At 74.5% G+C, this 15,417-nt stretch carries 5 protein-coding genes and 1 pseudogene; all 6 read right to left on the bottom strand.

Annotation, left to right across the window (positions count from 1 at the left end; translation table 11 throughout):
* Positions 1 to 3,834 (bottom strand): annotated as a pseudogene (locus GSF22_RS18905) (type I polyketide synthase); the annotation flags it as partial.
* 180 nt (positions 3,835 to 4,014) lie between these two features.
* Complete coding sequence (locus GSF22_RS18910) at positions 4,015 to 5,241, bottom strand: alanine racemase (RefSeq protein ID WP_208814956.1); 1,227 nt, start codon at positions 5,239 to 5,241, stop codon at positions 4,015 to 4,017.
* Complete coding sequence (locus GSF22_RS34880) at positions 5,238 to 8,423, bottom strand: AMP-binding protein (RefSeq protein ID WP_244367702.1); 3,186 nt, start codon at positions 8,421 to 8,423, stop codon at positions 5,238 to 5,240. The genes GSF22_RS18910 and GSF22_RS34880 overlap by 4 nt, the downstream gene beginning before the upstream one ends.
* A gap of 40 nt (positions 8,424 to 8,463) precedes the next feature.
* Positions 8,464 to 8,712 carry a phosphopantetheine-binding protein gene (locus tag GSF22_RS18925; protein WP_208814957.1) on the bottom strand — a complete coding sequence of 83 codons (249 nt, stop codon included), beginning with the start codon at positions 8,710 to 8,712 and terminating at the stop codon, positions 8,464 to 8,466.
* 28 nt (positions 8,713 to 8,740) lie between these two features.
* Positions 8,741 to 9,676 (bottom strand): ACP S-malonyltransferase, encoded by a 936-nt coding sequence (locus GSF22_RS18930; protein ID WP_208814958.1) that lies wholly within the window; start codon positions 9,674 to 9,676, stop codon positions 8,741 to 8,743.
* A 170-nt stretch (positions 9,677 to 9,846) separates the two neighbouring features.
* Positions 9,847 to 15,408 (bottom strand): type I polyketide synthase, encoded by a 5,562-nt coding sequence (locus GSF22_RS18935; protein WP_280116913.1) that lies wholly within the window; start codon positions 15,406 to 15,408, stop codon positions 9,847 to 9,849.
* Positions 15,409 to 15,417: the final 9 nt, after the last annotated feature.

A 15,417-nucleotide genomic window follows, 5' to 3' on the forward strand; every position in this document is an offset into this window, starting at 1 on the left:
CACCAGCGCGCCGACCGAGGCGACCGGCGCCCCGGTGCCGTCGCAGAGGGCGAGGGCGTACCCGTCGGAGCCGGCGGGGCCGGTGGGGCCGGCCGGGCCGACGGGGGTGATCCGGACCCGGAGCGTGGTGGCGCCCTCGGCGTGCAACCGCACGTCGGTCCAGGCGAACGGGAGCTGGGCGGTGCCCCCGGTGGCGCCGGGCAGCGGCAGGTCGATGGCGTGCAGGGCGGCGTCCAGCAGGGCCGGGTGCAGGCCGAACCCGGCCACGTCGGTGCCCTCGGGCAGGGCCACCTCGGCGTGTACCTCGTCGCCGCGCTGCCAGACCGCGACCAGGCCCTGGAAGAGCAGGCCGTAGCCGTACCCGGAGTCGCGCATCCGGTCGTACACCCCGTCGAGGGGGACCGGGGTGGCGCCCGGCGGCGGCCATTCGGTGAGCGCGTCTGGTGTGGTCGGGGTGCCGGCGGCGAGGGTGCCGGTGGCGTGCCGGGTCCACGGGGCGTCCAGCCAGTCGGCGGTGGCCTCGGGCCGGGAGTGCAGGGTGACGGTACGCCGACCGGTGTGGTCGGGGCGGGCCAGCCGGAGCTGCACCTGCACGGCGCCGTCGGCGGGCAGGGCCAGCGGGGCGGCCAGCGCCAACTCCTCCAGCACCGGGGCGTCGACCTGCTCGCCGGCCCAGAGGGCGAGATCCACGAAGGCGGTGCCGGGCAGCAGGATCGTGCCGTTGACGGCGTGGTCGGCGAGCCACGGGTGGGTACGCACGGCCAGCCGGCTGCTGAGTACCAGCCCGTCGGCGTCGGCGAGCCCGATCGCGGCACCGAGCAGCGGGTGCTCGGACTCGTGCAGCCCGAGGGCGGCGGCGTCGGCGTCGCCGGTGCCGGGGTCGAGCCAGTAGCGCTGCCGCTGGAACGGGTAGGTGGGCAGGTCGATCCGGCGGCCACCGGGGGTGAGGGCGGCCCAGTCGACGGCGGCGCCACGCACGTACGCCCCGGCGACGGCGGCGACCACCTCGGTCGGCTCGGGACGCCCCTTGCGCAGTACGGCGTGGAACGCCACCCCGGGCTCGTCGTCGAGGCAGCGCCGGCCGAGGGCGGTGAGTACCGCGTCCGGGCCGATCTCGACGAAGGTGCGGACCCCCTCGGTGTGCAGGGTGTGCACCGCGTCGGCGAACCGGACCGCCTGGCGGGCGTGGCGCAGCCAGTACTCGGGGGTGCGCAGGTCGTCGCCGGTGGCGAGCTGCCCGGTGACCGTGGAGACCACCGGGATCTTCGGGGCCCGGAAGGTGAGCGCCCGGCAGACCCGGCGGAACTCGACGAGCATCGGGTCCATCAGCGGCGAGTGGAAGGCGTGCGAGACCCGCAGTTCGGTGGTCTTGCGGCCCCAGCCGGCGACCTGGGCGGCGAGGTCGGCGGCCGGTCCGGCCGCACCGGACACCACCACCGCCCCGGGACCGTTGACGGCGGCCAGGCCGACGGTGTCGGCGTACCCGGCGAGCAGCGGGGTCACCTCGGCTTCGGTGGCGGCCAGGGCGACCATCGCCCCGCCGGGTGGGAGTTCCTGCATCAGCCGGCCCCGGGCGGCGACCAGCAGCGCGGCGTCCTCCAGGTTGAGTACCCCGGCGACGTGTGCGGCGGCGATCTCGCCGATGGAGTGGCCGGCGAGGTGGTCGGGGCGCAGGCCCCACGATTCGAGCAGCCGGTAGAGGGCGACCTCGACGGCGAACAGGGCCGGTTGGGTGTAGGCGGTCTCGTGCAGCAGGGCGGCCTGCGGGCTGTCCGGGTCGGCGAAGAGGACGTCCCGCAGCGGGGTGTCGAGTTGCAGGTCCAGGTGTCCGCAGGCACGGTCGAGGGCGGCGGCGAAGACCGGGTACGCGTCGTACAGTTCGCGGCCCATGGCGAGCCGCTGGCTGCCCTGGCCGGTGAAGAGGTACGCGACGGGGGCGCTGCCGGTGGTGCCGGTGACCACGCCCGGGGTGTCGGTGCCGGCGGCGAGGGCGGCCAGTCCGGCGAGCAGGCCGTCCGGGTCGGTGCCGGTGACCACGGCCCGATGTTCCAGGGCGGCCCGGGTGGTGGCCAGCGAGTGGGCCACGTCGACCGGACGGGTGTGGGGGTCGGGGTCGGTGGTCAGCCGGGTGTGCAGGTTGGCGGCCTGGGCGCGCAGCGCCTCGGCGGTCCGGCCACTGAGGACGTACGGCACGACGGGCGGGTCGGCGGGCTCAGCCGGCGGGTCGGCGGGCGCTGCGGCAGCCGGCCTGGCGGTGTCCGGTACTGCGGCGTCCGGTCCGGTGGCGGGATCCGGCCCAACGGCGGGGGCCTGCTCCAGGATCAGGTGGGCGTTGGTGCCGCTGATGCCGAAGCTGGACACCCCGGCGCGGCGGGCGTGCCCCGTCTCCGGCCAGGCGGTCGGCTCGGTGAGCAGCCGGACCGTACCGGCCGACCAGTCCACGTGCGGGGTGGGGGTGTCGACGTGCAGGGTCTGCGGCAGCAGCCCGTACCGCATCGCCTGGATCATCTTGATCACGCCGCCGACCCCGGCGGCGGCCTGGGCGTGGCCGATGTTCGACTTCAGCGACCCGAGCCAGAGCGGCTGGTCGGCGGGGCGGCCCTGACCGTAGGTGGCGATGATGGCGCGGGCCTCGATCGGGTCGCCGAGCGCCGTGCCGGTGCCGTGCGCCTCGACCGCGTCGACCTCGGTGGGGCGGAATCCGGCGCTGGCCAGGGCCGCCTCGATGACCCGTTCCTGGGCGGCGCCGCTCGGTGCGGTCAGCCCGTTGGAGGCGCCGTCCGAGTTGACCGCCGAACCCCGGATCACCGCGAGGACCCGGTGCCCGGCGCGCCGGGCGTCGGCCAGCCGCTGCACGACGAGCACCCCGACGCCCTCGGCCCAGCCGGTGCCGTCGGCGTCGGCGGAGAACGCCTTGCACCGGCCGTCGGGGGCGAGGCCGCGCTGCCGGGAGAAGGCGGTGAACCCGCCGGGGCTGGACATCACCGCGACGCCACCGGCCAGGACCAGGTCGCACTCGCCGGCCCGCAGCGCCTGCGCGGCGAGGTGCAGGGCGACCAGCGAGCCGGAGCAGGCGGTGTCCACGGTCATGGTCGGCCCGTGCAGGCCGAGGGTGTACGCCACCCGGCCGGAGGCGACGCTGATCGCGTTGCCGGTGAGCAGGTACCCTTCCAGCCCTTCCGGTGCCTGGTGTAGCCGGGGGCCGTACTCCTGCGGTTCGGCGCCGAAGAAGACCCCGGTGTCGCTGCCGCGCAGGGTGTGCGGGTCGAGGCCGGCCCGTTCCAGGGCCTCCCAGGACGTTTCCAGCAGCAGCCGCTGCTGCGGGTCCATGCTGGTGGCCTCGCGGGGGCTGATGCCGAAGAACGCCGGGTCGAACTCGGCGGCGCCGGCCAGGAACCCGCCGTGCCGGACGTAGCTCTTGCCGACCGCGTCCGGGTCCGGGTCGTACAGGTCGTCGACGTTCCAGCCCCGGTCGTCGGGGAGTGCGGAGATGGCGTCGCCACCGGAGGCGACCAGCCGCCACAGTTCCTCCGGGGAGCTGATCCCACCGGGGTAGCGGCAGGCCATCCCGATCACCGCGAGCGGTTCGCCCGGGTCGACCGGGGTGCGGTCCCGTTTCGGGGTACCGGCCGGGTCGGCGGTCGCGCCGAGCAGCCGTACGCCGAGGGCGCGGGCCAACTCGCCCAGGGTGGGGTGGTCGAAGGCCAGGGTGACCGGCAGGTCCAGCCCGGTGGCGACGGTGAGCCGCTGCCGCAGGTCCACGGCGGCCAGCGAGTCGATGCCCAGTCCCTTGAGGAACCGGTCCGGGCCCAGGTCGTCGGGTACCGGCTTACCGGCGTGCTCCAGCGCGGCGACGACCTCCGCCCGCACCGCGTCGAGCAGCATCCGGTCCTGTTCGGCCCGGTGCCGCCCGGCCAGTCTCCCGGTCAGCTCTCCGCTCATCCGCGCACTCCCATGGCTCATCTGCTGGAACGTCTGTGACCGGTCGGGACGACCCGACCCGGTGTGGGTGGGTCAGGCCCGGACCGGGACCCGGCTGGTCTCCAGTCGGGTGGCGGCGACCACCTCGCCGCCGGAGACGAAGACCTCGACCGGCGCGGGCCGGCTCAGGAAGGTGACCAGGCTGGCGCTGAGCCCGTACCCGCCGATGTTGGGTACCCGCACGATGTCGCCGGGGACCAGGTCGGCGGGGACGGTCACGTCCCGGCCGAGCAGGTCACCGGGGGTGCAGAGCGGGCCGGTCAGGGTGGCCTTCCCGGTCGCGTCGGTGCCGGTGCGCTGCACGCTGACCGACAGCGGCAGCAGCCGGCCCAGTCCGGCCATCCCGCCGAGGGTGTTGATACCGGCGTCGAGGACGAGGAACGTCCGGCCCCGGCTGGTCTTGATGTTGGTGACGGTGGTGAACAGTTCCCCGCAGTCCCCGGCCAGGTAGCGGCCGGACTCGACGGCGAGCTGCGGGGTGCCGGTGCGCCACTGCGGGAAGTGCAGGTCGAGCGCGTCGGTCAGCTCGGCGCGGACCTTGGGGTAGACCGGCCGGTCACCGGGGACGGTGTACGGCGCGGCGAACCCGCCACCGATGTCGAGGAACCGCACCGGCAGGTCGTGGTCGGCCTCGATCCGGGCGGCGGTGGCGATGCTCTGCCGGAACTCGGCGATCAGGCTCTCCTCGTCCCGGGCGTTGCTCAGCGGATAGAAGTGCAGCCCGACGATGCGGGTGTGCGGTACCGCCCGCAGCTGCGGCATCAGCTCCGGCAGGGTCTCCGCGTCGATGCCGAACTGGGACGGCGTGCCGGTCATCCGGATGCTGGTGGTGGCGGCCGACGAGTCGCTGTTGATCCGCAGCAGGCAGTCCACGGTGACCCCGTGCGCCCCGGCCACCTCGCCGACCCGGCGCAGGTCGCCGAGGGACTCCACGGAGTACTCACGGACCCCCTGCGCGCACGCCCAGGCCAACTCGGCGGTGGTCTTGCCGGGACCGCCGTACAGGATCCGGTCGGCCGGGTGCCCGGCCTCCAGCGCGGCGGCCAACTCACCGAGGGAGCAGACCTCGGCCCGGCAGCCGCCCTCGCCGGTGCGCAGCGCCCGGACGATCTCCGGGTGCGGGTTGGCCTTCAGCGAGTAGAAGATGTCGAACTCCTCGGGCAGGGTGGCCCGCAGGTCCCGGCGGGCGGCCCGCAACCGGTCGAGGTCGTAGACGTAGAGCGGCGAGCCGTACGCGGCCACCAGTTCCTCGGGGGTCACCGGGTCTCAGCCTCCAACATCGCGGTCAACTGCTGCTTGGCGCTCTTGCCGTTGAGGGTGAGGGGGAACTCGGCGAGTACCCGGCAGACCGCCGGCACCTTCGCCGGTTCCAGCCGGACGGCCAGTTCCCGCAGCACGGTGGTCGGCGGCAGGTCGGCGGCGACGAAGATGGTCAGGTCCCGGGTGTCGGTGGGGGGCAGCACGGCGGCGGCCCGTACCCCGGGCACGTCCATCGCGGCGGCCTCGATCTCGATGCTGCTCATCCGGGTGCCCTTGCGCTTGAACATGTCGTCGCGGCGGCCGGAGAAGTAGAGGTAGCCGTCGGTGTCGACGTGCCCGTAGTCGCCGGTGTGCAGCCGTACCTCGCCGTCGGGGTGCAGCCGGAAGGTGCGGGCGGTCAGCTCGGGCAGTTTCCAGTAGCCGGCCATCACGTGCGGGCCGGTCACCACGATCTCGCCGACCTCGCCGGGCGGCTGTTCCGCGCCGTCGGCGTCGAGGATGCGTACCCGGGTGCCGGGCAGCGGCCGACCCACCGAGTCGGGCCGGTCGAACTCCTCGTCGGGCGGCATGATGCTGATCCGCTTGCACTCGGTGGTGCCGTACATCCGGACCACCTGCGCGCCGGGCAGGCCGGCCCGCAGCCCGTCGATGACCGCCTGGGGCAGCGCGGCGCCGGTGTTGGTGACCATGCGCAGCGAGGTCGGCCCCGGATCCCGGGCGAGCAGCTTGACCAGGGCGGTGGCCAGGGACGGTACCGCCGGGAAGACCGTGGCGCCGGTGGACCGGAGCTGCCGCAGCAGCCGGACCTCCGGTTCGTCGGCGGCCAGGGCCAGTTCGGCGCCGGCCAGGGTGGCCAGCAGGATCTGGTACAGCCCGTAGTCGAAGGAGAGCGGGGAGCGGCAGAACACCACGTCGTCGGGGCGGTAGCCGAGCATCGCCTGGATGCCGGCGGCGGCGAAGGCCACCGGCGCCTGGGGCAGCACGACGGCCTTCGGTGCGGCGGTGCTGCCCGAGGTGTACATGAACGCCACCGGGTCGTCGGGCTGCACGTCGGCCGAGTCGACCGGAACGACGCCGGTCGGGGTGGCGTCGGCCGAAGTGGCGTCGGCCGGGGTGGTGGCCGCGTCCTGCACGGCCGACCAGCAGTCGCCGACCGGCACGGCCGGTACCGCGCCGAACCGGTCCCCGGGATCGGCGGCGACCAGCGCCAGCACCGGCTCCGAGTCGGCGATCACCGACCGCAGGTGGAAGTCCTTCATGCCCGGGTTGAGCGGTACGAACACCGCGCCGAGCCGGGACAGCGCGAACCACAGCGGCGCGGCGTGCCGCATGTTCGGCAGTTGCACCAGCACCCGGTCGCCGCGCCGGACACCCTGCCCGCGCAGCCAGCCGGCGGCGGCGTGGCTGAGCCGGGCCACCTCGGCGTACGTCCACGCGCCGGTGGAGTCGCTGATCGCGGTGGAGTCGGGCCAGGTGGCGGCGGCGGTGTCCAGGATGTCGTGCAGGTACCGGGCCGGTTGGTCCACCCGCCCACCGGCGGGCTGGTCCAGCTGGGCGTTTCCGGCGTCGACCTCGGGGGTCATCGGTGCGCTCCCCTTTCCGGCCCCGCCGCCGGCCGGTACGGCCAGCAGGGCGGCGGCCCGCTCCTTGAGTGCCTTACGGTCGGTCTTGCGGTTCGGGTTGAGCGGCATCGCGTCCAGGTGCCGGTAGTGGCGGGGCAGCATGCCGGCGGGCAGCAGGTCGCGCAGGTGCCGGGCGATCGTGGCGGCGGGCAGCGGCTCACCGGTGTGGAAGACGAACAGCCTCGGTTCGCCGTCGACGACCGGCGCGACGGCCGCCGCGTCGGTCACCCCGGGGCAGGTGCGCACCGCATGGGTGACCTCGGACAGCTCGACCCGCAGGCCGGAGATCTGCACCTGGTCGTCGGCCCGGCCCAGGTAGGTCAGTTCCCCGTCGGGGAACCGCCGGACCCGGTCGCCGGTGCGGTAGAAGGTCCGCCCGTCGTGCTCGACGAACCGGCCGGCGTTCTCCGCCGGGTCGAGGTAGCCGGCGCACATCTGCGGCCCGGTGACGCAGAGTTCCCCCTCCACCGGGTCGGCCACGTCGGTGGTGACCGGCCGGTCGTCCGGGCCGAGCAGCAGATGGTCGTGGCCGGGGTGCACCGGGCCGATCGGCACGATCCCGTTGGCGCTGCGCGCCGTCGACGCCGCCGACCAGCGGTGCCCGGAGACGGTGATGGTCAGTTCGGTGGGCCCGTAGAGGTTCTCCACCGCCGCGTCGGGGGCGGCCCGCTGCCACTCGTCGGCGTCCGCGCAGCGCAGCGGTTCGCCGGCGAAGAAGCTGTAGCGCAGCCCGGCCAGCGCGCCGGGGGCCAGCCCGCCGGTACGGCGTACCACGTCGATGGCGCTCGGCGCGGAGAACCAGACGGTCAGCCCGTGTTCGGCGGCGAAGGCGGGCAGGGTACGCAGGCCGCGCAGCGGCACCGGCTGTACGCACGCGCCGGAACCCCAGGCGCCGAACAGGTCGAACATCGCGCAGTCGAAGGTCAGGTCGAACGTCTGGGAGAAGACGTCGTCCGGGCCGAAGTCGTACCGCCCGTCGACGACCGAGAAGTAGTGCCGGTTGCTGGAGTGCCGGATCCGTACCCCCTTCGGCACCCCGGTGGAGCCGGAGGTGAACAGGATGTACGCCGCGTCGTCCGGGTCGGCGGGGCGCGGCGCGGCCAGCGCCAGTTCCGGCCGGGGGCGCAGGACCCGCCCGGCGCCCGAGCCGTCCGGGGTGAGGACGGTGGCGCCGTCGGGCAGCAGTTCCGCCAGCGCCCCGGCACCCCGCCCGTCGGTGACGACCGCACCGACCCCGGCGGCGGTCAGCGCGTACCGGTTCCGGGCGGCCGGGAAGTCGGGGTGCAGCGGCACCACCGCCGCGCCGGTGTACAGCGCGGCGAGCGTGCCGAGGTACGCCTCGGCGGACTTGTTGGCGAACACCCCGACCGTGGCCGGCGGCGCGGACAACCCGTCGAGCAGGGTGCCGGCCCAGGTGAGGGCGGTCTCGTGGGCCTGCGCGTAGCTGACCTCCCGCCCGCCGACCCGGAACGCGGGACGGTCCGGTGCGATGGCCAGACCACGCAGGAAACGACCGTGCAGCGTCCCGTCCAGCCGGTCCGTGGCTGCCGTACCGGTCATGGTCTCCTCCTCTCCTGGTGGCGGGCGGTCGGTCCGGCGGTCAGACCGCGGCCGGGCGGAGGCCGTCGAGGACCGACCAGAGCGAGCCGACGGTCTCGAAGGTCTCCCGGGTCAGCGCGTCGTCGACGAAGGCCACCCCGTACTGCCCCTCCAAGGCGGTGAGCAGGTCGACGATGCCGAGCGAGTCCAGCCCGTGGTCGGTGAGGTTGGTGTCGGGGGTCAGCGGCTCGTCGGCCGGCAGGAACGGCAGGTGGCCGCGGAGGATCTCCTCGAACTGCGGGTCAGTCATGACGGGCGGGGTCCTTTCTCGGGTACGGTCAGCGCCCAGCCGGAACCGGCTGACGTCGGGGTTGCATGGCCAGCCGCGGGTTGACCGCGACGACCTCGAAGCTGCGCACCACGCACTCGACCCGGCCGAACATGGCGTCCTGGCCGACGACCAGGACCTTCCCGACGGACCGGTCGCGCAACGTGGCCACCGCGTCCGGCCAGCGGACCGGCCGCACGAAGCCGTCGAGTACCAGGGTGCGGACCTGGTCGGCGGTGGTGAGCAGTTCACCGGTCTGGTCGGAGACGATCGGCACCGCCGGGTCGGCGAAGGTGAACTCCGGCAGGATCTCGTCGCGGACCGTGGCGTGCAGGCCGGTGAAGAGCGACGAGTGCATCGGTGGGCGCATCGCGTAGAGCGGCAGGCCACCCACGGACCGCAGCCGGGTGACGAACCAGTCGACCGCGCTCTGCCGCAGGTTGACCATGTGGAAACCGGCGTCGAGGTGGCAGGCGAACTCGTACCACTCGCCGCGTGCGGTCAGCTCGGCCAGGACCGGTTCCAGCCTGTCGTCGGGTACCCGGACGAAGGACTGGGTGACGATGTCGGTGTGTTCGGTGCGGAAGTAGTCGTCGAGGACGCGGGCCAGCCGGGCGGTGAGCAGCACGGTGTCCTCGAAGGAGAGCGCGCCGGTGTAGCCGGCGACGGTCTTCTGCCCGAAGCTGGCGCCGGTGCACACCGCCGGCACCTCGTCGAGGTGCTGCTGCGCCCACTCGGCCAGGGCCAGGCAGTTCACCAGGAAGGCCACCTGGGCGGCCTCGTCGTAGTCGGTGTCGGCGTCGGCGAAGCGGTCGACGACGGAGTAGCCGAGCACCTCGTCGGCCCGACGCAGCAGCCGACGGGCGATCGGGTTGCCGACCATGAACCTGCCGACCTCGGGGAACCGGCTCGGTCCCATGCCCGGGAAGACGAAAGCGGTGTCCATGGCAGACCCTCCGTGGGTAGCGGCGCCGTCGGCGGCGGGGTCGGATTCACCCGTCCGCCGACAGGGGACCGGTCAGTAAGAACTCTCTGGTACGCGCCGGGGTCAGTGAACCCCTAGCCCCTCCCCGGCTCCCCTAGGCGGAACCGGGGGCCGGGGAGGGACGGTCGAGGTCAGAAATCGTCGTCGTCGTCCTCGTCGTCCTCCTGCGCGGCGATCAGCTCGTCCCGCAGGAACTCCGCCATCTCCTCGGCGGTCGGGTAGTCGTAGATGAGGGCGATCGGCAGGTTCTCCAGGCCGGTGATGATGCTGACCCGCTTACGCAGCTCCACCGAGGTCAGCGAGTTGAAGCCGAGGTCCATGAAGTCCGCGTCGACCTCGATGCCCGCCGGGTCGTCGTGGCCGAGGGTGACCGCCATCTGGCCCCGGATCATTTCGGTGAGGATGCCGACCCACTCGGAGCGGGGTGCCGCCGCCAGGGCCTCGGCCAGTCGGGGGTCCATCCCCTCCTGGGCCTCCTCCCCGGTGGCCGGCGCGTCGGTCGGGACCGCCTCGGCCCCGACCGTCGGTTCCGGTCGCCGCCACCGGGCCAGCGCCGGCAGCAGGGTACGCAGCGCCTCCTGCTGGGCCTCGTCGAGTTGGAGGCTGCGGGTCACCTCGTCGGCGTCGCCACGGTCCACCGCCGCCCAGAACTCCGCCTCGGCGGCCGTCGCGCCGGCCTCCCACAGGTTGCCCGACTCCAGCCAGTAGCGCTGCCGCTGGAAGGCGTACGTGGGCAGCGGCACCCGCCGGGCGCCGGGGAAGAACGCCGACCAGTCCACCGCCACTCCCCGGGTGTGCAGCACACCGAGGGCGCGGACCAGGGTCTCCGGTTCGTCCCGGTCCCGGCGGGACGCGGCGACCAGTACGACGTCCTTCGCCCCGGTCAGGCAGCCCTCGCCCAACGCGGTGAGTATCCCGTCCGGGCCGATCTCCAGGAACGTGGTGGCCCCGGCGGCGTGCAGGGCGGCCACCCCGTCGGCGAACCGGACCGCCGCGCGGACCTGTTCCACCCAGTACCCGGCGCCCGGCGGTTCCTCACCGACCGGCCAGACCCGGCCGGTGACCGTGGAGACCAGCGGCACCTGCGGCGGGTGGTACCGGACCTGCTCGGCGACGGTGCGGAACTCGTCCAGCATCGGCGCCATCAGCGGCGAGTGGAACGCGTGCGACACGGTGAGCTGCTTCGTCTTGCGGCCCAGTTCCCGGAAGTGGGCGGCCACCTCGGCCACCGCCGCCTCGGCACCGGAGACCACCACCGACTCGGGTCCGTTGACCGCGGCGACGCTGACCTGGTCCTCCCGGCCGGCGAGCAGCGGCAGCACCTCCGCCTCGGTGGCCCGCAGCGACACCATCGCCCCACCGGCCGGCAGGGCCTGCATCAGCCGACCCCGGGCGGCGGTCAACCGGGCCGCGTCGGCCAGGGTGAGCACCCCGGCGGCGTGCGCGGCGGCGATCTCCCCGATCGAGTGGCCGAGGACGTGGTCGGGGCGTACGCCCCACGCCTCCACCAGCCGGTACAGGGCCACCTCCACGGCGAACAGGGCCGGTTGGGTCCAGCCGGTCCGGTCCAGCAGGGCCGCCTCCGGGCTGTCCGGTTCGGCGAACACCACCTCCCGCAGCGGCCGGTCCAGGTGGGCGTCCAGTTCGGCGCAGACCGCGTCGAACGCCTTGGCGAAGGCCGGGAACGTCTCGTACAGCGCCCGGCCCATGCCGGCCCGCTGGGCGCCCTGGCCGGTGAAGAGCAGGGCCAGGCCGCCGGTGGTGGTCCGACCGGTGACGACGCTGTCGGTGGTACCGCCGGTGGCGACCGTGGTCAGGGCCCGCAGCAGGTCGTCCCCGCCGGTGGCCAGCAGCACCGCCCGGTGGTCGAAGGCGGACCGGGTGGTGGCCAGCGAGAACGCCAGGTCGGTCAGCGCCGGTTCGGGCTGCCCGGTGAGGTACGCCCGCAGCCGGTCGGCCTGCGCGGCGAGCGCCTCCCGGGTCCGGCCGGAGAGCAGCACCGGTACCGGTGCTGCGCAGCCGGAGTCGGCCGCCGGTACCGGGGTGGCCGGCGATCCGGGGTCCGGGGCAGCCGGCGCCGGGGTGGCCGGTGCCTCCTCCAGCACCAGGTGCGCGTTCGTGCCGGAGAACCCGAAACTGGACACCGCCGCGCGGCGGGGCCGGTCGCCCCGGCGCCACGGGCGGGCCTCGGTCAGCAGTTCGACCGCGCCGACGGTCCAGTCGACGTGCGGGGTGGGCCGGTCGACGTGCAGGGTCCTCGGCAGCATGCCGTGCCGCAGCGCCTGCACCATCTTGATCACCCCGCCGACCCCGGCGGCGGCCTGGGTGTGGCCCAGGTTCGACTTCAGCGAACCCATGAAAACCGGGCGGTCGGCGGCCCGGTCCCGGCCGTACACCGACAGCACCGCCTGCGCCTCGATCGGGTCGCCGAGCGGGGTACCCGTGCCGTGCGCCTCCACCACGTCCACGTCGGTGGCGGCGAGCCCGGCGTTGGCCAGCGCGGCCCGGATGACCCGCTGCTGGGAGGGGCCGTTCGGGGCGGTCAGCCCGTTGGAGGCGCCGTCCTGGTTGGTCGCCGAACCCCGGATCACCGCGAGTACCCGGTGGCCGTTCTGCTGGGCGTCGGAGAGCCGTTCCAGCAGCAGCACACCGGCCCCCTCGGACCAGGTCGTGCCGTCTGCGGCGGCGGCGAACGGCTTGCACCGGCCGTCCGGGGCGAGCGCCCGCTGCCGGGAGAACTCGACGAACGAGGTGGGGGTGGCCATCACGGTCGCGCCACCGGCCAGCGCCAGGGCGCACTCGCCCTGCCGCAGCGCCTGCGCGGCGAGGTGGATGCTGACCAGCGACGACGAGCAGGCGGTGTCCACGGTCACCGCCGCGCCCTCCAGGCCCAGCGCGTACGACACCCGACCGGAGACCACACTGCCGGAGGTGCCGGTGCCGAGGAAACCCTCCACGCCCTCCGGCACCGACGGCAGGCCGGTCGCGTAGTCGTGGTACATCGAACCGGCGAACACACCGGTCTGGCTGCCGCGCAGGGTGACCGGGTCGATGCCGGCGTCCTCGATGGCCTCCCAGGAGGTTTCCAGCAGCAGCCGCTGCTGCGGGTCCATCGCGGTGGCCTCCCGGGGCGAGATGCCGAAGAACGCGGCGTCGAACTCGGCGGCGTCGTACAGGAAGCCGCTGGAGTTGACGTAGCTCTTCCCGGCCGCCTCCGGGTCCGGGTCGTAGAGCCGCTCCACGTCCCAGCCCCGGTCGGTGGGGAACGGCCCGATCGCGTCGCGCTCCGCCGCGAGCAGCGTCCACAACTGCTCCGGGTCGGTGACGCCGCCCGGGTAGCGGCAGGCCATCCCGATGATCGCGATGGGCTCGTCGCTGGCCGACCGGGTGGGTACGACCGGGGTCGGTTCGACCCGGCCGTCGAAGAGTTCCGCGTGCAGGTGGGCGGCCAATTCGGCCGGCGACGGATAGTCGAAGACCAGGGTGGCCGGCAGGCGCAGCCCGGTCGCCCGGCCCAGCCGGTTACGCAGCTCCACGGCGGTCAGTGAGTCGAAGCCGAAGTCCTTGAACGCCCGACCCGGCTCGATGGCGGTCGCGGTGCCGTACTGGAGCACCGAGGCGACCTCGGCCCGGACCAGGTCCAGCACCGCCTGGGCCCGTTCGGCCGGGGTCCGGCCGGCGAGGGTACGGACCAGGCCCGAACCGCCGGCCGAGCGGGCGGCGGCCCGCCGCGACGAGGAGCGGACCAGGCCACGCAGCAGGTGCGGCGGCTCGTCGGCGTCGGCCCGTCGGGCCAGCACGCCCAGTTCCAGCTTGACCGGGACCAGGGCGGCGACCGGTGCGGTGACTGTCGCGTCGAGCAGGGCCAGCCCCTCCGCCCCGGTGAACGCCCCGAAGCCGGTACCGGCCATCCGGCGGCTGTCCACGTCCCGCAGGCCGTCGACCATGCCCTGCTGCCACGGCCCCCAGGCGAGGGAGACCGCCGGCAGCCCGGCCGACCGGCGTACGGCGGCGAGCGCGTCGAGGAAGGCGTTGGCCGCCGCGTAGCTGCCCTGACCGGCGTTGCCGAGCACCCCGGCCGCCGAGGAGAAGAGCACGAACGCGGTCAGGTCCCGGTCCCGGGTCAGCTCGTGCAGGTGCCAGGCGGCGTCGACCTTGGGGCCGAGGACCCGGTCCACCCGGTCGGGGGTGAGCGCGTCGACCACCCCGTCGTCGAGTACGCCGGCCACGTGCACGACCGTGGTCAGGTCCGGCACCCCGGCGACCACCTCGGCCAGCGCCGTCCGGTCCGCCACGTCGCAGGCGGCGACGGACACGTCCGCGCCCAGGCCGGTCAGCTCCGCGAGCAGGTCGGTGGCACCGGGAGCGGCGACCCCGCGCCGGCTGAGCAGCACGATCCGGCGTACCCCGTGCGCGGCGACCAGGTGCCGGGCGACGAGCGCGCCGAGGCCACTGGTACCGCCGGTGACCAGGGCGGTGCCGTCGGTACGCCAACCCGTCGGCCCGTTGTCGGCCTCGATGGGGGGTTCGACGTTGGCTCCGGTGGATCCGGTGTCGGTGCTGGGCTCGGTGAACCGGGTGAGCCGGGGCGCGAGGAGCCGGCCGTCACGGACCGCCAGGTCCGGTTCGCCGGCCGCCAGCACCGCCGGCAGTACCGGCTCCACCTCGGCCGTGCCGGCCAGGTCCAGCAGGACCATCCGGTCCGGGTGCTCGGCCTGCGCGGACCGGAGCAGACCGCGTACCGCCGCGCCGGCCAGGTCGGTGACCTGCTCGTCCGGGGAGACGGCCACCGCACCCCGGGTGACGACCACCAGCCGGCTGTCGGTGTACCGCTCGTCGGTGAGGAACTGCTGGAGGGTGGCGAGCGCCTCGTGCACCGCACCGTGGGTGTCGGCGACGGTGTCACCGGTACCGGCGGGCAGGGTGAACACGACCGGCTCCGGGCCGGTGCTCGTGTCGCTGGTGGTGTCGCCGGCCGAGGTTCCGGTCCACTGCACCTGGTAGAGGAAGTTCGGACTGCCGGCGGCCGGGCGAAGCTGGTCGGCCGAGAAGGCGCGCAGCAGCAGGGAGTCGACGGTGGCGACCGGCGCCCCGGTCGGGTCGGTGGCGAGCACCCGTACGGTGTCCGCGTCGACCAGGGTGAGGCGTACCCGCAGGGTGGTGGCGCCGGTGGCGTGCAGGGTGACTCCGGCGAACGCGAACGGCAGGTGCGCCGCGCCGTCGTCCGTACCGGCCAGCGCGAGACCGTGCAGGGCCGCGTCGAGCAGGGCCGGGTGCAGGCCGAAGCCGTCGGCGCTGGTGCCCTCGGGGAGTTCCACCTCGGCGAGGATGTCGTCACCGGCCCGCCAGACCGACCGGACGCCCTGGAACACCGGCCCGTACCCGAGCCCGAGGCCGGACATCGTCGGGTACAGCGTGTCCACGTCGACCGGTTCGGCGCCGGCTGGCGGCCAGGCGGTCAACTCGGCCGGCACGGTCGAGGTCGCCGGGGTGAGTACCCCGGTGGCGTGCCGGGTCCACTCCGCCTGATCCCCCTCCGGGCAGGAGTAGACGTGCAACGGCCGGCAGCCCTGCGCGTCGGCTTCGCCGACGGTGATCTGCACGTGCACCGCACCGGTCGCGGGCAGCACCAGCGGCGCCTGGAGGGTCAACTCGTCCAGCGTGTCGCAACCGACCCGGTGCCCCGCGTGCAACGCGAGTTC

The organism is Micromonospora echinofusca (genome assembly GCF_017614955.1).
Taxonomy (GTDB): domain Bacteria; phylum Actinomycetota; class Actinomycetes; order Mycobacteriales; family Micromonosporaceae; genus Micromonospora; species Micromonospora echinofusca_A.

Bases quoted from the DNA above. Each gene is read 5' to 3' on its own strand.
- GSF22_RS34880 (WP_244367702.1), bottom strand. From the start codon at position 8,423: ATGACCGGTACGGCAGCCACGGACCGGCTGGACGGGACGCTGCACGGT.
- GSF22_RS18925 (WP_208814957.1), bottom strand. From the start codon at position 8,712: ATGACTGACCCGCAGTTCGAGGAGATCCTCCGCGGCCACCTGCCGTTC.
- GSF22_RS18930 (WP_208814958.1), bottom strand. From the start codon at position 9,676: ATGGACACCGCTTTCGTCTTCCCGGGCATGGGACCGAGCCGGTTCCCC.